Raw genomic sequence first — 17,379 nt, 5'->3', positions numbered from 1 at the left:
GCTCGAAAATTAACTTTCGTAATCATTCATTCGCATGAATGACTGCTTGGTCACTCTTCAAGACTTGATATTTTTTTGCTGCCGAAGCAGCTGGATATCGCCTTGTGAGTGCCCACACAGATTGTCTGATAAATTGTTAAAGAGCGTTCGTTACCGGTAAGTTTCTCGGTAACGCGGGAGGTGCATATTACGCTTTCCCGCTGAAGAGTCAACCTTTTTCTCTTACGAGACGCGGTGTTTTCACCGGGTTGCTTCTTCCTGGCTGGGCGACTTGTTCGTCGTTGTTCCCGGTCAGTGGAGGCGCATTATAGGGAGTTCTCAGAACGCCGCAACCCCTAAATTCATTTTTTTTGCTGACCGTCGAATGTTTAAGCAAAACCCCATTAAAGCGGCAGTTTTTTCAACGATTTAAAGCCATAACCCTGCAAAACGGGCAATAAAGCATCGGTGTCTTCATTCAGCGCCATGCAATACGCCAGATTCTCTTCCTGAGTTGAGACCAGATTTTCCTGATTAGAGATAAGCCAGGCGGCTCTGCGGGCAATTGCCGCACCGGAATCCACCAGACGCGTTCCTTCAGGCAGGACTTGCATCAGCTCTTCAGATAATAGAGGGAAGTGAGTACAGCCCAACACGACCGTGTCCGGAGGCTCGCGCATGCTCAGCCACGGCTGCAATATTTTCTTCAGCGTTGCCAGCGGCACAGGTTCACCATGCAGCTTGGCTTCTGCCAATTCCACCAGCTCAGAAGAGCCTAACAGCTCAATTTTGCAATCTGTCGCGAAACGCTCGATCAGTTCATGAGTATAAGTACGCTGAACCGTACCGCGCGTGGCCAGCAAACCGACGATACCGTTGGCGGTCAGTTTGGCAGCAGGCTTGATCGCAGGCACCACTCCCACCACAGGGAAAGCAAAACGCTCACGCAGCGCAGGTAAGGAAACGGTACTGGCGGTATTGCAGGCAATGATGACGATTGCCAAAGGATGACGTTCCTGAACCGCACTGACAATTTCCAGCACGCGCTCAACGATAAATTCTTCGGATTTCTCGCCGTAGGGGAATGCCACGTTATCGAAGGCATAGATATAGTGGAGATCCGGCAGCAGTTGCCGAACCTCCTGAAACACTGACAACCCGCCGACGCCGGAATCAAAAACCAGCGCCGTCGGGCGAGGAGCCGCAGTGGCGTTAGAAGGTATAGCTGCCAGTGAGGTAGTACTCTCTTCCTGGGGTAGCGTAGCCATAAGCCGTCTCATAATCTTTATCAAACAGGTTGGCAATTCTACCACGAACTGTCAGCTGAGAGGTTATTGGATATGAGGCGCTCACGTCGACCGTACTGTAACTCGGCAATACGCGTTGCTCAGGGTTATAAGTAGAAGAGATATTGTCGTAACGCTTGCCGTAGTATTGATACGAGATATCCATGTCCAGGTTGAACATCGTCCAATCCAACTGATATTTGGCCTGACGTTTCGAACGGCGCGCCAGCACCTCATCGGTCTGGTCATTACGCGGATCGATATATTGCAGCGTCAACCGGTGGGTGAACATCCAGGTATCAAAGCTACCCGTCCATTCCACGCCTTTAATCGTTGCCTTGTCCACATTGTAATACTGCCCCTGATAGGTCACCGGGTCAGAATCATAGTTGATCAGGTTCTGGATTTTGTAATGGTAGGCAGACAGACGCCAATCCAATGGACCGGTCAAACCTTCCAGACCCATTTCCCACTGTTTGGACTCTTCCGGCTTGAGGTTGCTGTTGGAATCAATGCCAAAGCGTTTTGAGCCATATTGCTGACCCAATGACGGCGTCAGGAAACCCGTGCCATAAGATAAGGTAGCTCGATAGCCATCAACAAACTCCCAACCTGCCGCGGTCTGCCAAGTACCGTGCCAACCAAAGTCACCTGCCTTGTCTTCACGCCCAGAGGCTTCCAGCGTCACGCTGCCAAACTGCTGCTGGCCACTCAGGTACAAGCCTGTGTTGTCTCTTTTATAGGTATCGGCAAAGGAACTGTCGGAAGAAGTCAGGCGCTGTTGCTGGAAATCGGCACCGGCGGTAACGCTACCGTGCTCGAAAGCATAGGTATTGCCCCATTGCAGGTTACGCTGATCCATATCATCCAGCGTAGTGCTGATGCCATAACGGCCATTCTGGCTGCTGTAGTTGTAATCTTTCTGTTTCTGATAGCTGCCCGTCAGTTGAGAAGAGAAAGCCCCAGACAGGAAACGCAGCCCCATATCATAGGTATGGCTATACAGGCGGTCTTCATCATTACTGTACTTCGGGCTGTAAGGTACACTGCCGACATCGTAGTCCGAGTTATTGGTATAACCATAACCCCGCACGAAGCCTGAGAAATTCTGATTGAACTGCTGTTCCAACCCGCCCCAGAAGCTTTTATTACGGAAACCATCACGATCGCTGTCGACCGAATAAGGCGAGCCTGGCTGCACATTGAAACCGTTGGTCATCTGGTAGCTGCCTGCAACGGTAGCAACAGTGTTATCAAAACGCTGGCGCAAGGCACCATCGTACTGCTGGTATCCTTTAGAACCGATCCCCGCCTGGACTTTGCCGCCCTCTTTATCCGTCTGGGTAATGATGTTGATGACCCCGCCGATGGCACCAGAACCGTAAATGGCAGAGCGCGGCCCACGGATAAACTCCACACGCTGAACCAGCGCCAACGGAACCTGGTTAAAATCGACGCCGTTGCTGATCCCCAGACGGGCCATTGGCACGCCGTCGATCAGTACTAATACATGACGAGCTTCAGTGCCGCGTACTGAGAGAGATGACCCCTGCCCCATACCGCCGTACTGTGAAATATCGACACCGGGCAAACGGCGCATCACATCATTGAGGCTTTTGGCCTGCCAGCGATCGATATCTTCGCGGGTTACCACATCGGCAGGCGCCAATACGGAAGAGACCGGTTGAGGGAAGCGATTGGCGGTAACCACCAGATCATCGCTACTTTTAGCCGTGGTGTTATCTTGCGCCCATCCAGAAAATGCCGTCGCGGAGGAGACCACCGCCAGCAGTGTATTTTTTATCATTGTCATTATAAAAAGCATCCAAACTTCATTGGGGATGCCGCAGGGCCACGGCCGGTAGTTCGCGACGGCTATGGATATTGCGACGTACACCGGTAGGTTTTCGGGCTTGGGATTTGCCGGTTGCCTGTGGCAACCGGCACCGGGCGATGACTTCCCATCCTGCAGTGGACAGTGTCTGCGTCATTTAACGCTATCGCCGTGACTTCCCCATACCGCTGCGCGTCAGCTCCAGATTTGCACTGGATTCCCTTTTCACTCGCTGCTTGAGACCGGACGGCAATGCTACAATCAATGAAAATGGATGTCTAGATTGCCAACAGTGTTGCAAAATAGCACCACAACAAAACTGGACTTCACGGGCTGATTCCCTACAATCCCCGCTGATCCAATTTGCCTGACGAGAGAAACCATGACGCCCGAGAATTTGCCCATTGAACGCTATGACGACCAACTGGCGGAGAAAACAGCCCGCCTGAAGACCATGATGTCACCGTTCACGGCGCCCGAGCCGGAAGTGTTTCGCTCGCCAATCAACCACTACCGGATGCGTGCGGAATTCCGCATCTGGCATGATGAGGACGATATGTACCACATCATGTTCGATCAGCAGACCAAGCAGCGTATTCGCGTCGATAGCTTCCCGGCGGCCAGCGAGCTGATTAACCGCCTGATGAGCGCCCTGATGGCGGCCCTCAAGCCCAATCCAGTGCTGCGCCACAAGCTGTTCCAGATCGATTATCTTTCTACGCAGAGCGGTAAGATCATTGCCTCGCTGCTGTATCACCGCAAGCTGGACGAACAATGGCAGCAAGATGCCACTGCGCTGCGTGATGCGTTACGCGCAGACGGTTTCGATGTGCAACTGATTGGCCGCGCCTCGAAGATGAAAATCATGCTGGATCAGGACTACGTCGACGAAGTGCTGCCGGTCGCTGGCCGCAAAATGATTTATCGCCAGGTCGAAAATAGCTTCACCCAGCCCAACGCCGCCATGAACGTGCAAATGCTGGAATGGGCGCTGGATGTCACCCAAGGTTCAAAAGGGGATCTGCTGGAGCTGTATTGCGGTAACGGCAACTTCTCGCTGGCCCTGGCCCGCAACTTCGAGCGGGTGTTAGCCACTGAAATTGCCAAGCCTTCGGTGGCGGCGGCGCAGTACAACATCGCGGCCAATAATATCGACAACGTGCAGATTATCCGTATGGCGGCGGAAGACTTCACTCAGGCAATGAACGGCGCTCGCGAGTTCAACCGGTTAAAAGGGATCGATCTGAGCAGCTATAACTGTGAGACGATTTTCGTCGATCCGCCGCGCAGCGGGCTGGATGAGGAAACGGTGAAGATGGTGCAGACCTATCCACGCATCCTTTACATCTCCTGCAACCCGGAGACCCTATGCGCCAATCTGGATACGCTGCAGGCCACGCACAAAATCACTCGCCTGGCTCTATTCGATCAGTTCCCATACACCCATCATATGGAATGTGGCGTATTGCTCGAACGCCGCTGATCTAGACGGGCGCAAAAACCAAAAAAGGCACTCCGCAAAGTGCCTTTTCTCGATAAAACCATTATTAATGCTGGACGGCGACGGTATTGCGTTTCTTTAATTGGAAACCAAGCCAGAACACCAGCACCACGCAGACAATCGAGGGCAGGAAGTTCGAGCCGATCTGCGGGTATTCCGCACGCACGATCGCGCTATACCCCAGGACGCCCAACAGGAAACAGCCAGCCGCCAGTTTTGGCATACCATCCGGCATTGGCTGGTTCAGGTAACGCTGATGCAGGCAATATACCGCCAACACCAAAGCAATCAACGGGAAGGCTGAAAACGACACCACCGAACTGAACAGCGCGGCAAAGGAACCGTTTACGGACAGGCCGGCAATCAACGCCAGCAGTAAAGTACCATTCTCACGGCTTAGTTTTTCCATGACTTTCACCTTGTTATACGTGGGATACAGATGCTTTTTCTTGTTCGCGGCGATACCAGTAATAGGCTCCTTTGGAAATCATCCGCAGTTGCAACACTAACCTTTCTTCGAGCTGCCGCCGTTGTTCAATATCAATATCCAGCGCTTCCGCACCGGCACTGAACACAATCGTCACCATAGCTTCCGCCTGCGCCTCGGTAAAACTGCGCGGCATATGGTTTTCCAGCTCAAGGTAATCTGCCAGTTCGGCGATAAAATGTTGGATTTCCCGTGCTACCGCCGCACGAAACGCGGCCGAGGTACCGGAACGTTCACGCAGCAACAGCCGAAAGGCGTTGGGATTATTGCCGATAAACTCCATAAAGGTCGATACCGACGTGCGGATCACGCTGCCGCCTTTGGCAATACGCTGGCGTGCCTGACGCATCAATTGGCGCAGCATCAGGCCGCTTTCGTCAACCATGGTGAGCCCAAGCTCATCCACATCGCGAAAATGGCGATAGAAAGACGTGGGCGCGATGCCCGCCTCTCGTGAGACTTCACGCAGGCTCAGGCTGGCAAAACTGCGCTCGGCACTCAGCTGGCTGAAAGCCGCCTCAATGAGGGAACGACGAGTGCGTTCTTTTTGTTGTGCTCTGACGCCCATTTGCATATCCGGATGACTTCCCTTCTTCAGTCTAACGCCGCAGAACTGGCAATATAGCAAATTTATTGCAACAGCATTTATACAAACGCGCTTTGTCACAGTTCTGGGCCACGCCGATTGTGCTTTGCCACAAAAAAGCTAATGGTAATTGGGCACGCAGCGCTATGATGTTAAGATACCGTTGTAAATTTGTATAAGAACAGGTCTCTCCTACATGCAACAACACTATCAATTTGATGCCATTATCATCGGCTCCGGCCCTGGTGGTGAAGGCGCAGCCATGGGTCTGGTGAAACAAGGTGCCCGCGTGGCCGTGATCGAACGGTACAATAACGTGGGCGGCGGCTGTACTCACTGGGGAACCATCCCCTCAAAAGCCCTCCGCCACGCCGTCAGCCGCATTATCGAATTCAACCAGAACCCGCTTTACAATAACTCCCGCCCCCTTAGCGCCACCTTCCCTGACATTTTACGCCACGCCGACAGCGTGATTAACCAGCAAACGCGCATGCGCCAAGGGTTCTACGAACGTAACCAGTGCAAGCTGTTCGCCGGTAACGCCAAGTTTATCGACGCCAACACCGTCAGCGTAAGCTATATGGATGGCACGCAGGATACCATCCGCGCCGACCATATTGTGATCGCCTGTGGTTCACGCCCTTATCATCCGAACGGCGTTGATTTTAACCACTCGCGCATTTATGACAGCGACTCCATCCTGGAGCTGAACCACGAGCCACGCCACGTGATTATCTACGGCGCCGGGGTGATTGGCTGCGAATATGCTTCAATCTTCCGTGGTTTGAACGTGAAGGTGGATTTGATCAACACCCGAGATCGGCTGCTGGCGTTCCTCGATCAAGAGATGTCAGATTCTCTGTCTTATCACTTCTGGAATAACGGCGTGGTGATCCGCCACAATGAAGAGTTCGAGAAGATCGAAGGCACCGACGATGGCGTGATTGTGCATCTGAAATCCGGCAAGAAAGTGAAGGCCGATTGCCTGCTGTACGCCAATGGCCGTACCGGTAACACCGATGCGCTGGGCCTGGAAAACGTGGGTCTGGAATCAGACAGCCGTGGCCTGCTGAAGGTCAACAGCATGTATCAGACCGCCGTATCCCACATTTATGCCGTAGGTGACGTGATCGGCTATCCGAGTCTGGCGTCTGCTGCTTATGATCAGGGACGCATCGCCGCTCAGGCCATCTCTTCTGGGGAAGCCAGCGGGCATCTGATCGAAGACATTCCAACGGGCATTTATACCATTCCAGAAATCAGCTCCGTCGGTAAAACCGAGCAGGAACTGACGGCGATGAAAGTGCCCTACGAAGTGGGCCGCGCCCAGTTCAAACACCTGGCCCGGGCGCAGATTGCCGGCATGAACGTGGGTAGCCTGAAGATCCTGTTCCACCGCGATACCTTGCAGATCCTGGGGATCCACTGCTTTGGTGAGCGTGCGGCAGAGATCATTCACATCGGTCAGGCGATCATGGAACAGAAAGGTGAAGGTAATACCATCGAGTATTTCGTCAATACCACCTTCAACTATCCGACCATGGCCGAAGCCTACCGTGTGGCAGCGCTAAACGGCTTAAACCGCCTGTTTTAAGTTCGCGTCCAGGTAGTTCTGCATGTGTTCGCGAATAGCCTCGGCCAACTGCTCATAGCGGCTACGCAGCGGGGAGCCGGGGCGATACACCAGAGCAATGGTGCGCTTCGGTTCCGGTTTGTAGCACTCCAGATAGCACACGCCATCACGTTCGCGCTCACGCGGTACTGCCAAAGCGGGCAACAGCGTTATCCCACTGCCTGCAGCAACCATATTACGCAGCGTTTCCAGACTGGTCGCGCGGAAGTGGGTATCCTCATCCGCACCGGCCTGGAAGCAAAAGCCCAGCGCCTGATCGCGTAAACAGTGGCCATCTTCCAGCATCAGCAGTTTTTCACCCGCCAAATCGGCCATCGCCACGCGTTCGCGCTGCGCCCACGGATGGTCGGAATAGACTGCCAATTGCATCGGCTCATCGAACAAAGGCACTTCGATAAAGGCTTCGGTCTCTTTCACCAGGGCAAGAATAGCGCAGTCCAACTTGCCGCTGTCCAGCTGTGCCAGCAGTTGATGGGTTTGTGCTTCGTGCAGGTACATTTCCAGCTTGGGAAAGGATTTATGCAGCGTCGGGATAATCTGCGGCAGCAGATAAGGCCCCACGGTAGGGATCAGGCCGATATGCAACGGCCCGGACATCGCCTCCCCCTGCTGGCTGGCCATTTCCTTCAAGACTTTGACTTCGCGTAGCACGGTGCGCGCCTGCTCCACCAGCAGTAAGCCTGCCTGCGTGAAAAGCACCTTACGGCTGGTCCGCTCGAGCAGCATCACGCCCAACTCGTCTTCCAGCTTGCGGATCTGCCCACTCAATGTTGGTTGGCTGACATGGCATGAGTCGGCAGCGCGCCGGAAATGGCGGTGCTCGGCCAAGGCGACCAGATACTCTAAATCACGAATATTCATTGTTGTTTCCCTCCTGGCCATGATAGCTCATGGCGATAGATAAGATAGCAACGAGTGATTAGAACTATCAAGCCCCGCAGTGAATAATGTCCCCCAACGAAGCGCAACGGCGCCAACATAAAAAATTCATTTTTCTAATTAAGGGGTTAATTCATGTTTACCAGTCAAGAAGGCAAAAAAGTCCCTCAGGTTACCTTCCATACTCGCCAGGGCGACCAATGGTTCGATGTCACCACGGATGACCTGTTCAAAGACAAAACCGTGATCGTGTTCTCCTTGCCGGGCGCGTTCACCCCAACCTGCTCATCAAGCCATTTGCCGCGCTATAACGAACTGTCCAGCGTGTTCAAGCAACACGGCGTTGACAGCATCCTGTGCGTCTCGGTGAACGATACCTTTGTGATGAACGCCTGGAAAGCCGATCAACACGCCGACAATATTACCTTCGTGCCGGACGGCAACGGTGAGTTCACCAAGGGCATGAACATGCTGGTTGAGAAAGCCGATCTGGGCTTTGGCCCACGTTCATGGCGCTACTCCATGCTGGTGCGTAACGGCGTGGTAGAAAAAATGTTCGTCGAGCCAAACAAGCCGGGCGACCCGTTTGAAGTCTCTGACGCCGACACCATGCTGAAATACCTGGCACCAGAATTCCAAGTGCAGGAATCGGTCTCCCTGTTTACCAAGCCGGGCTGCCCATTCTGCGCCAAAGCCAAACAAATGCTGCAAGAGCGCGGGATCCAATATGAAGAAATCGTGTTGGGCCAAGACGCGACCACGGTCAGCCTGCGCGCTGTCAGCGGCCGTGCTACCGTGCCACAGGTGTTTATCGGTGGTCGCCACATCGGTGGTAGCGACGATCTGGAAAACTTACTGTCAGCCTGAATGATAAAAATAAACCCGATGGGTCTCAGGCACGGTTCAACAATCTGTCGCCTGAAAAACCTAACGGAATAGAAGTAATGTGACCTTTGGCGGGTGCTAACCCGCCCTTTTTTTATTCCCTTCAGGAGCGGATATGAAACTGTTGAATGTCGACGTCGCCGTTATTGGCGGCGGCACAGCCGGACTAGGCGCTTACCGCGCAGCAAAACTTTCTACCCCGAGCGTGGTGATGATTGAGGGCGGACCTTTTGGCACCACCTGTGCCCGCGTTGGCTGTATGCCTTCCAAATTGCTGATTGCTGCGGCAGAAGCGGTGCATCAGATCGAACGTGCTCCAGGGTTTGGCATCCATCCTGCGGGGAAAACCACCATTAATGGCCGTGAAGTGATGGATCGCGTAAAACGCGAGCGCGATCGCTTCGTCGGTTTTGTACTGGAAGGGGTCGATAACATCCCGGCCGCAGATAAAATTCAGGGCTATGCCCGCTTCATTGACGACAACACCCTGCAGGTTGACGAGCATACGCGCATCGTCGCGCAGCGTATCGTGATTGCCACCGGTTCCCGCCCTAGCTGGCCTGCGCCGTGGAACGACCTGGGCGACCGCCTGATCGTCAATGACGATGTGTTTAACTGGGATGATTTGCCGCAGTCCGTCGCGGTATTTGGCCCAGGGGTGATCGGATTGGAACTGGGCCAGGCGCTGCATCGCCTTGGCGTTACCACGAAAGTGTTCGGCGTTGGTGGCGCGGTTGGCCCGCTGACCGACAGCATAGTACGGGAATATGCCGCTAAAACGCTGGGTGAAGAGTTCTATCTCGACCCAGATGTCAAAGTAGACATCATGCAGCGTGAAGGCGACAAAGTGTTTATCCGCTACCAGGATCTGCACGGTCAACCGCAGGAAATGATGGTGGATTACGTGCTGGCCGCCACCGGCCGCCGCCCGAACGTCGACAAGCTGGGGTTGGAAAATACCACCCTGGTGCTGGATGCCAAAGGCGTGCCACAGGCCGATCGCTTAACCATGCAAACCAGCGTGCCGCATATTTTCATCGCTGGGGATGCCAGCAACCAATTGCCACTGCTGCACGAAGCCAGCGATCAGGCTCGTATTGCCGGACACAACGCGGGCAGCTTCCCTGAGGTAACGCCAGGCTTGCGCCGCAGTGCGATTTCCGTGGTGTTTTCAGACCCGCAAATTGCCATGGTCGGCTCAACCTTCCGTGAACTGAACCAGAAATTCAGCGCCTGTGGCTGTTTTGAAGTGGGTGCCGTATCGTTCGAAAACCAGGGCCGTTCCCGGGTGATGCTACGCAATAAAGGCATCTTGCACGTCTATGGCGAGCAAGGGACTGGCCGCTTCCTGGGGGCAGAGATGATGGGGCCAGACGTGGAGCATATCGCCCATCTGCTGGCCTGGGCACATCAGCAGCAGATGACCATCGACCAAATGCTGGATATGCCGTTCTACCATCCGGTGATCGAAGAAGGGTTGCGTACCGCGCTACGCGATCTGCAAGCCAAGCTGAAGCTGGGTGAGTCTGAGGCCGAACGCTGCCAGCGTTGTCCTGGCGAATAAGCCTTTATCTCTGCTATTAGTCACCATCCACCGGGCCTTCGCGCCCGGTTTTTTGCGTATGGTATTCCAGCCTTGAATCTCCTTGCTTGCCGAGTTTTGGTTTTAGCGTCATTTTTATGCTCCCTCACCTTGAAATGATACTAATATTGATACTAATATAGGGCTGCAAAATGAAAGGACTCAGAGAAACCATTGACGATCTGCAACAGCGGCAAGCCAATATCAAATTCAACACATTAGTAACGATCTGCACCTACTGGTTTGGCCCACCCCGCTTGAACGGTGGCAGTCACAAGGTTTACAAAATGCCTTGGCCGGGGGATCCACGCGTGAATATCCAACGTGCAGATAGCGGCATGGCAAAGGTATATCAGGTCAAACAGGTGATCAGCGCGCTGATCAAACTGGAGGAAGAAAATGGAAAAACATGAGCACTACACTTACCGCATCACCTGGTCAGCGGAGGATAGCGAGTATGTCGGCCTCTGTACGGAGTTTCCCTCTCTGTCATGGTTGGCACCTACCCGCACCGCAGCACTGGACGGCATTGAAAAACTAGTCCGCGATGTGATTGCCGATATGCTTTCCCAAGGTGAAACGCCGCCAGAGGCACTGGCAGAGAAAAACTTCAGTGGGAAACTGGTGCTGCGGATGACCCCGGAACAGCATCGCCGCCTGGCGATTAATGCTATGGATGAAGGCGTTAGCCTGAACCGCTATTTGTGCGCCCGGTTGGCAGGATAAGGGCAGCATTGCGCTGCCCTCGCGTAGCTTAGAACAGACGTTTTTTCGCCTCGGCGATTGCATAGGCAACCTGCTGAGGAGAAACACCGCCCTTGGCCGCGCGCTTATCCAGGCAAGATTGCAGCGACAGGATCGGATAAACATCGTCACCAATCACGCTGTTGAATTTCTGCAAATCGCTCAATGGCAGGTCTTCCAACGGTTTGCCCTGGCGGATCGCTTCCACTACCGCTTCACCCACAATGTGGTGCGCTTCGCGGAACGGCACGCCTTTGGCAACCAGATAGTCGGCCAGCTCAGTGGCGTTAGCATAACCTTGCTGTGCCGCTTCCTGGCAACGCGGGCGCTTCACCTGAATGCCGTCCAGCACCAACGCCGCCATCTGCAGGCAATCCATCCAGGTGTCGAGCGCGTCGAACAGCCCTTCTTTGTCTTCCTGCATGTCTTTGTTGTAGGCCAACGGCAGGCCTTTCAACGTCATCATCATGCCGGTCAAAGCCCCTTGCACGCGGCCAGACTTGCCACGGATCAGCTCTAACGCATCCGGGTTTTTCTTCTGTGGCATCAGGGATGAACCAGAGGTCACGCGATCCGAAAGTTCGACAAACGCCGCTTCGCCGCTGTTGAAGAAGATCAGGTCTTCGGCAAAGCGCGACAGGTGCACCATGCTGATGGCCGCATTGGACAGCAGTTCCAGCACGTGGTCACGATCGGAGACGCTGTCCAGACTGTTACGCGTAGCAGAGGCAAAGCCTAACCAGCCAGCCAGCTGTTCACGGTCGATCGGATAAGCGGTTCCAGCCAAGGCACCGCTACCCAGCGGGCTGACGTCCAGGCGTTTCAACGTATCCTGCAGGCGGCTTTCATCACGCGCCAGCATCTCGACGTAAGCGAGGCACCAGTGGGCAAAAGTCACCGGCTGGGCGCGCTGCAGGTGGGTATAACCCGGCATCACCGCATCCTGATTGGCTTCGGCGGTTTCCACCAGCGCCTGTTGCAGCTGTACCAATGCCTGAAGCAGTTCACTAACCTGATGTTTGCACCACAGTTTCAGATCGGTGGCCACCTGATCGTTACGGCTGCGGCCGGTATGCAGCTTTTTGCCCAGATCGCCGACTTTCTCGATCAGCTTCTGCTCGACCCAGCTGTGAATATCTTCTGCGTCGCTGTTAACAATCGCCAGAGGATCGGCCTGCACTTCTTCCAGCAGCACGTTCAGTGCCTGCTCAAGCTGCTGTTGCTCTGCTGACGTCAGTACGTTGACGGTCACCAGCGCTTTTGACCAGGCGACGGAGCCCACAATATCCTGTTCCGCCAGGCGATAGTCGAAGCGCAGGGAATCATTTAACTGTTTGAACCGCTGATCCGCTGCCTGACTAAACCGTCCGCCCCAAAGTGCCATAATCTTGCTCCTGAATAAGTATGCGAAAGGGCGCAGCATGCTGCGCCCCTCAAATTGACGCTAAACCAACGACGTTACTTTTTCTTCTCGTTCAACGCGCGAATACGGGAAGAGAGCGAGAACAGACGGATAAAGCCACCCGCATGGCTGTGATCGTAAACTTCGTCTTCGCCAAAGGTCGCAAATTCTTCTGAGTACAGGCTGTTGGCCGATTTCTTCTGGATCGCCGTCACCTGGCCTTTATACAGCTGCAATACCACTTCGCCGTTAACTTCTTCCGCCAGCGCTTGTGCTGAAGCCTGAATGGAACGACGTAGCGGAGCAAACCAGCGGCCATCGTAGACCACATAGGACATTTCCAGGCCCAACTGCTCACGCCATTTAAAGCTATCACGATCCAGTACCAACTGCTCGATCCCGCGCAGCGCGGCAACCATAATGGTGCCTCCTGGGGTTTCATAGCAACCACGGGATTTGATGCCTACCAGGCGGTTTTCCACGATATCGATACGGCCCACGCCATGTTTGGCACCCAGCACGTTCAGGGCTTCCAGGCACTTGTACGGGCTCATGGCTTCACCGTTAACGGCCACTACACAGCCTTTCTCAACGGTCACGGTCACTTGTTCTGGCTTGTCCGGTGCTTCCAAGGGATCAACAGTCCAGACCCAGCAATCTTTGTTTGGCGCATTCCACGGGCTTTCCAGCACGCCGCCTTCGGTAGAGATGTGCCAGGCGTTTTCGTCACGGCTGTAGATCTTCTCCAGCGAAGCGGTGGTTGGGATATTACGCTCTTTCAGGTAATCCAGCAGTGCCTCACGGGAACGCAGGTTCCACTCACGCCAAGGTGCGACGACCTTCAGGTGTGGAGCCAATGCGGTATAGGTGGTTTCGAAACGCACCTGATCGTTGCCTTTACCGGTAGCCCCGTGGCACAGCGCATCAGCACCCACTTTCAGCGCCAGCTCAACCTGAGCCTTGGCAATGATCGGACGCGCCATTGAAGTCCCCAGCAGGTAGCTGCCTTCGTACAGTGCGCCGGTCTGCAGCACCGGATAAACGTAGTCACGGATAAACTCTTCACGCAGATCGACAACATGACATTCAGAGGCACCGGATTGCAGAGCTTTCTGCTCAACGCCTTCCAGATCGCCGCGCTCCTGGCCGATGTCCGCCACGAAGGCTACCACTTCACAGCCGCCGTAGTTCTCTTTCAGCCATGGAATGATGGCCGAAGTATCCAGACCGCCGGAGTACGCCAGAACGATTTTCTTGATGCCTTTGTTTTGCATTGTGTTATTCCTTTTTAATTCTAAATTTAAGCGAGGATCCGGGTGCCAATCGACACACCATTAAACAGAGCAGGGAGCTTTTCGGCATTACGCCAGCTGGCGATATCTACCGGGCGGCCAAGGGTACGTGCAGCATCCAGCGCTGCATTGACCTTCACCACCATACCATCGGTAATGATGCCTTGAGCAATCAGTTGCTCGGCTTTTTGTGCTGTCATTTCCGCGATGCGCTGCCCTTTGCCGTCGAGAATACCGCTGACATCCGACAGCAGGATTAAATCCGCCCCCAGCGTGGCGGCCAGGGCCGTCGCTGCCTGATCGGCGTTCACGTTCATCAGTTGGCCTTCGGCAGTGATGCCGATGGAGCTGACCACCGGCAGGTAACCAGCGCCCAACAAGGTATTGAGCAGCGCAGGCGTTCCTGGAACAGCATGGCCCACATGGCCCAACGCTGGGTCCAGCTGGGTTACCGCAACGCTGCCACCGTCTGCCAGGCTCAGACCAACGGCATTAATTTTGTGCTTCACCGCCCAGGCCAGCAGGGTTTTATTAGCCGTTCCTGCCAGCGCGCCGGTGATGATATCGATCTGATCGGCTGGAGTGACACGCAGGCCGTTCTTCTTCACTACCGGCAGGGAGAGCTGTTTCATCAGCTCATCCACCACGCAGCCGCCGCCGTGAACAATCACCAGCGGGCGCTGATGTTCCTGGCGATAGACATCCAGCGCGGTAAACAAACGCTCCAGCGCTTCTTCACTGTCCAGTAGCACGCCACCTAGTTTGATAATCAATGGATTCATTGCTGTTTACTCACGCAGATTTAAAGTAAGGATTGGGTTTCCGGGAAACCGAAACGGATATTCAGACACTGCACCGCCTGGGCCGCCGCACCTTTCAACAGGTTATCTTCTGCAGCTACGACGATCAGATGCTCGCCCTGAACGGCAAAACCGATATCACAGAACGGCAGGCCCACCACGGATTTCAGTGCTGGCACCCCTTGGTCGTACAGCCGTACCAGCGGTTTATCATCGTAAGCCGCATGGTAAGCCGCCGCCACGTCCTGCGCGGTGACGCCCTTGTTCAGGCGGCAGGTGATGGTTTCCAGAATACCCCGTGGGAAGTTACCCAGATGTGGCGTAAAGATGACCGGCACCCCGAGATGAGCAGAGATTTCTGGCTGATGACGGTGATTGAACAGGCCGTAAGGTTGCAGGCTGACTTCACAGAAACTGGTCGTGACGCTGGCTTTACGCCCTGCACCGCTCACGCCGCTGACGGCGTTGATCACTGGCCATTGATCCAGGTTCAGCAATTGCTTGTCGAGCAGCGGTTTGAGCGCCAGCTGCGCTGCCGTTGGGTAGCAGCCCGGCACGGCAATCAGCTGCGCCTGCTTGAGTTTTTCGCTCTGCCACTCTGCCAGGCCGTAAATCGCCTGCGCCAGCCAGTCGGCATGCTGGTGTGTAAAACCATAATACTGCTGATAAAAATCAGCATCCTGTACGCGGAAGGCGCCGGAAAGATCGAACACCACACAACCGGCGGCCAAGAACGCTGGCGCGATGTCGTGGCTCACCTCATGGGCGGTCGCGAGGAAAACAACGTCGATGCCTTTTGCCGCTGCGGCAACGTCAACCAGCGGTTGTAATGGCAGATCGACGATGCCTTTTAATTGAGGGTGCAGCTCGGAAAGCAATTTTCCTGCATCTGCACTTTGCGCTGAAACCGCTAAAGCGGTTATGTTCATGTGTGGGTGGCGATTCAGGTAAGCCGTGAGCTCTGCTCCGGCATAACCGCTGGCACCAACAATCAGCGTATTCAACATGTGGCCTTTCACCTTCTTGGCTAGCAATCTAAGAGTCACGGCGACCCTGGTAGCAGGGCTTGGTCGCGTTGTTGCGCGGTTCACCCACGTGGTTGAGCGTGATGTTTTTATCAGCATCCGGGTTACAGGTTCCCTTACGCTCTAGCTTACTGTATTTTTATTCAAAATAAATGCATGAATATTGATACTATCCTAACCAAAGGCTGTCAACAGTGAAGATGAAATTACCTCCATTTATTGAGCTGTACCGGGCGTTGATCGCCACTCCGTCGATCAGCGCCACCGATGGCGCCCTCGATCAGAGTAATGAAGCATTAATCAACTTGCTGGCTGGCTGGTTCAACGATTTGGGCTTCCGCGTCGACGTGCAGCCCGTGCCGGACACCCGCAACAAATTCAACCTGCTGGCGAGCCTCGGCGAAGGCAGCGGCGGCCTGCTGCTGGCGGGCCATACCGACACGGTGCCTTACGATCAGGGGCGCTGGACGCGAGATCCCTTTACCCTGACCGAGCACGACAACAAGCTGTACGGGCTGGGTACCGCCGACATGAAGGGCTTCTTCGCCTTTATCCTCGATGCGGTACGCGATATCGATGCCAGCAAGCTGACCAAGCCGCTGTACATTCTAGCCACCGCCGATGAAGAAACGACGATGGCTGGCGCACGTTACTTTGCTGCCTCCAGCAAAATTCGCCCGGACTTTGCCATCATCGGCGAGCCAACCTCGCTGCAACCGGTGCGCGCGCACAAAGGCCATATCTCAAGTGCGATCCGCATCGTTGGCCAGTCGGGCCATTCGAGCGATCCGGCGCGCGGCGTCAATGCCATCGATCTGATGCATGAGTCTATCGGGCATCTGATGGCATTGCGCAAAACGCTACAGGAGCGCTACAACAACCCGGCGTTTGCTGTGCCTTACCCAACCATGAACTTTGGCCATATCAGCGGCGGCGATGCGGCCAACCGTATCTGTGCCTGCTGTGAACTGCATATGGATATTCGCCCATTGCCGGGAATGACGTTGGATAACATCAACGAACTCCTGCACGAAGCGCTGGCGCCGGTAAGCCAACGTTGGCCTGGCCGCTTGACGATCGATGAGTTGCATCCGCCGATCCCAGGCTACGAATGCCCAACCGACCATCACATGGTGGCGGTGATTGAAAAACTGCTGGGTTCACGCACCGAAGTGGTCAATTACTGCACCGAAGCACCGTTCGTCCAGGAAGTATGCCCAACGCTGGTGCTCGGCCCAGGTTCGATCAACCAGGCGCATCAGCCGGATGAATATCTGGATACCGCGTTTATTGAGCCAACGCGTAAGCTGCTGGGTCAGTTGGTCGACCATTTCTGCCGGCAATAAACCTTAATAACAACAGGGGAATGGGTTACCATCCCCTACCTCTTAAGACGTAGCAATTTACGCCGATAAGCCAGACTGATAACCGACAGCGCGTAATTAAATTTCAGAAAATACGCCG

At 54.6% G+C, this 17,379-nt stretch carries 16 protein-coding genes and 1 riboswitch; of the genes, 7 read left to right on the top strand and 9 right to left on the bottom strand.

What is annotated here, in order from left to right:
- Nucleotides 1–383 precede the first annotated feature (383 nt).
- Nucleotides 384–1,247, bottom strand: a complete 864-nt coding sequence (murI, locus tag AC6HVW_RS23380; RefSeq protein WP_037376430.1) for a glutamate racemase — start codon at nucleotides 1,245–1,247, stop codon at nucleotides 384–386.
- Nucleotides 1,192–3,072, bottom strand: a complete 1,881-nt coding sequence (gene btuB / locus AC6HVW_RS23375; RefSeq protein WP_059199399.1) for a TonB-dependent vitamin B12 receptor BtuB — start codon at nucleotides 3,070–3,072, stop codon at nucleotides 1,192–1,194. The genes murI and btuB overlap by 56 nt, the downstream gene beginning before the upstream one ends.
- A 74-nt stretch (nucleotides 3,073–3,146) precedes the next feature.
- Nucleotides 3,147–3,358: riboswitch (cobalamin riboswitch) on the bottom strand.
- Between the two features lie 123 nt (nucleotides 3,359–3,481).
- Between btuB and trmA the strand changes: the two genes are divergently transcribed.
- A complete protein-coding gene (trmA, locus tag AC6HVW_RS23370; protein WP_071683719.1) occupies nucleotides 3,482–4,582 on the top strand; it encodes a tRNA (uridine(54)-C5)-methyltransferase TrmA in 1,101 nt (366 codons plus the stop codon).
- A gap of 64 nt (nucleotides 4,583–4,646) precedes the next feature.
- Here the strand turns inward: trmA and AC6HVW_RS23365 are convergent, their stop codons facing one another.
- On the bottom strand, nucleotides 4,647–5,009 hold the full coding sequence (locus AC6HVW_RS23365; protein ID WP_059199397.1) for a YijD family membrane protein: 363 nt from the start codon (nucleotides 5,007–5,009) through the stop codon (nucleotides 4,647–4,649).
- 13 nt (nucleotides 5,010–5,022) lie between these two features.
- The gene (gene fabR / locus AC6HVW_RS23360) at nucleotides 5,023–5,655 is read right to left on the bottom strand and encodes an HTH-type transcriptional repressor FabR (RefSeq protein ID WP_024482854.1); all 633 of its coding nucleotides are present in this window, start codon (nucleotides 5,653–5,655) and stop codon (nucleotides 5,023–5,025) included.
- A gap of 214 nt (nucleotides 5,656–5,869) precedes the next feature.
- Here fabR and sthA point away from each other — a divergent pair, with 214 nt between their 5' ends.
- Nucleotides 5,870–7,267 (top strand): Si-specific NAD(P)(+) transhydrogenase, encoded by a 1,398-nt coding sequence (sthA, locus tag AC6HVW_RS23355; RefSeq protein WP_186486573.1) that lies wholly within the window; start codon nucleotides 5,870–5,872, stop codon nucleotides 7,265–7,267.
- On the opposite strand, the gene oxyR is transcribed toward sthA, so the two are convergent.
- Nucleotides 7,250–8,167, bottom strand: a complete 918-nt coding sequence (gene oxyR, locus AC6HVW_RS23350; RefSeq protein WP_021181915.1) for a DNA-binding transcriptional regulator OxyR — start codon at nucleotides 8,165–8,167, stop codon at nucleotides 7,250–7,252. The genes sthA and oxyR overlap by 18 nt on opposite strands.
- A gap of 153 nt (nucleotides 8,168–8,320) precedes the next feature.
- On the opposite strand from oxyR, the gene AC6HVW_RS23345 reads away from it, so the two are divergent.
- The 4 genes from AC6HVW_RS23345 to AC6HVW_RS23330 all read left to right on the top strand — a co-directional run bounded on the left by AC6HVW_RS23345 (nucleotide 8,321) and on the right by AC6HVW_RS23330 (nucleotide 11,378).
- Nucleotides 8,321–9,052, top strand: a complete 732-nt coding sequence (locus tag AC6HVW_RS23345; RefSeq protein ID WP_071683720.1) for a glutathione peroxidase — start codon at nucleotides 8,321–8,323, stop codon at nucleotides 9,050–9,052.
- A 133-nt stretch (nucleotides 9,053–9,185) separates the two neighbouring features.
- Nucleotides 9,186–10,634 carry a dihydrolipoyl dehydrogenase gene (locus AC6HVW_RS23340; protein WP_071683721.1) on the top strand — a complete coding sequence of 483 codons (1,449 nt, stop codon included), beginning with the start codon at nucleotides 9,186–9,188 and terminating at the stop codon, nucleotides 10,632–10,634.
- Between the two features lie 170 nt (nucleotides 10,635–10,804).
- Nucleotides 10,805–11,065 (top strand): hypothetical protein, encoded by a 261-nt coding sequence (locus AC6HVW_RS23335; protein WP_059199395.1) that lies wholly within the window; start codon nucleotides 10,805–10,807, stop codon nucleotides 11,063–11,065.
- Nucleotides 11,052–11,378, top strand: coding sequence for a type II toxin-antitoxin system HicB family antitoxin (locus tag AC6HVW_RS23330; RefSeq protein WP_059199394.1), 327 nt, complete (start codon nucleotides 11,052–11,054; stop codon nucleotides 11,376–11,378). The genes AC6HVW_RS23335 and AC6HVW_RS23330 overlap by 14 nt, the downstream gene beginning before the upstream one ends.
- Nucleotides 11,379–11,406: 28 nt before the next feature.
- Here the strand turns inward: AC6HVW_RS23330 and argH are convergent, their stop codons facing one another.
- The 4 genes from argH to argC all read right to left on the bottom strand — a co-directional run bounded on the left by argH (nucleotide 11,407) and on the right by argC (nucleotide 15,897).
- Complete coding sequence (gene argH / locus AC6HVW_RS23325; protein ID WP_071683722.1) at nucleotides 11,407–12,780, bottom strand: argininosuccinate lyase; 1,374 nt, start codon at nucleotides 12,778–12,780, stop codon at nucleotides 11,407–11,409.
- A gap of 74 nt (nucleotides 12,781–12,854) precedes the next feature.
- Entirely contained in the window at nucleotides 12,855–14,072 is a 1,218-nt protein-coding gene (locus AC6HVW_RS23320; RefSeq protein WP_021181909.1) for an argininosuccinate synthase, read from the bottom strand.
- 26 nt (nucleotides 14,073–14,098) lie between these two features.
- Nucleotides 14,099–14,872, bottom strand: coding sequence for an acetylglutamate kinase (argB, locus tag AC6HVW_RS23315; protein WP_021181908.1), 774 nt, complete (start codon nucleotides 14,870–14,872; stop codon nucleotides 14,099–14,101).
- A gap of 20 nt (nucleotides 14,873–14,892) precedes the next feature.
- Nucleotides 14,893–15,897, bottom strand: coding sequence for an N-acetyl-gamma-glutamyl-phosphate reductase (argC, locus tag AC6HVW_RS23310; protein WP_071683723.1), 1,005 nt, complete (start codon nucleotides 15,895–15,897; stop codon nucleotides 14,893–14,895).
- A gap of 218 nt (nucleotides 15,898–16,115) precedes the next feature.
- On the opposite strand from argC, the gene argE reads away from it, so the two are divergent.
- Nucleotides 16,116–17,261 carry an acetylornithine deacetylase gene (gene argE, locus AC6HVW_RS23305; RefSeq protein ID WP_037376432.1) on the top strand — a complete coding sequence of 382 codons (1,146 nt, stop codon included), beginning with the start codon at nucleotides 16,116–16,118 and terminating at the stop codon, nucleotides 17,259–17,261.
- The last annotated feature ends 118 nt before the right edge of the window (nucleotides 17,262–17,379 follow it).

This window comes from Serratia sp. NCCP-200, assembly GCF_059697885.1.
The sequence above is the reverse complement of the archived record's forward strand: the minus strand, read 5'-3'. Positions and strand labels throughout refer to the sequence as shown.

Bases quoted from the DNA above. Each gene is read 5' to 3' on its own strand.
- murI (WP_037376430.1), bottom strand. From the start codon at position 1,247: ATGGCTACGCTACCCCAGGAAGAGAGTACTACCTCACTGGCAGCTATA.
- btuB (WP_059199399.1), bottom strand. From the start codon at position 3,072: ATGATAAAAAATACACTGCTGGCGGTGGTCTCCTCCGCGACGGCATTT.
- trmA (WP_071683719.1), top strand. From the start codon at position 3,482: ATGACGCCCGAGAATTTGCCCATTGAACGCTATGACGACCAACTGGCG.
- AC6HVW_RS23365 (WP_059199397.1), bottom strand. From the start codon at position 5,009: ATGGAAAAACTAAGCCGTGAGAATGGTACTTTACTGCTGGCGTTGATT.
- fabR (WP_024482854.1), bottom strand. From the start codon at position 5,655: ATGGGCGTCAGAGCACAACAAAAAGAACGCACTCGTCGTTCCCTCATT.
- sthA (WP_186486573.1), top strand. From the start codon at position 5,870: ATGCAACAACACTATCAATTTGATGCCATTATCATCGGCTCCGGCCCT.
- oxyR (WP_021181915.1), bottom strand. From the start codon at position 8,167: ATGAATATTCGTGATTTAGAGTATCTGGTCGCCTTGGCCGAGCACCGC.
- AC6HVW_RS23345 (WP_071683720.1), top strand. From the start codon at position 8,321: ATGTTTACCAGTCAAGAAGGCAAAAAAGTCCCTCAGGTTACCTTCCAT.
- AC6HVW_RS23340 (WP_071683721.1), top strand. From the start codon at position 9,186: ATGAAACTGTTGAATGTCGACGTCGCCGTTATTGGCGGCGGCACAGCC.
- AC6HVW_RS23335 (WP_059199395.1), top strand. From the start codon at position 10,805: ATGAAAGGACTCAGAGAAACCATTGACGATCTGCAACAGCGGCAAGCC.
- AC6HVW_RS23330 (WP_059199394.1), top strand. From the start codon at position 11,052: ATGGAAAAACATGAGCACTACACTTACCGCATCACCTGGTCAGCGGAG.
- argH (WP_071683722.1), bottom strand. From the start codon at position 12,780: ATGGCACTTTGGGGCGGACGGTTTAGTCAGGCAGCGGATCAGCGGTTC.
- AC6HVW_RS23320 (WP_021181909.1), bottom strand. From the start codon at position 14,072: ATGCAAAACAAAGGCATCAAGAAAATCGTTCTGGCGTACTCCGGCGGT.
- argB (WP_021181908.1), bottom strand. From the start codon at position 14,872: ATGAATCCATTGATTATCAAACTAGGTGGCGTGCTACTGGACAGTGAA.
- argC (WP_071683723.1), bottom strand. From the start codon at position 15,897: ATGTTGAATACGCTGATTGTTGGTGCCAGCGGTTATGCCGGAGCAGAG.
- argE (WP_037376432.1), top strand. From the start codon at position 16,116: ATGAAATTACCTCCATTTATTGAGCTGTACCGGGCGTTGATCGCCACT.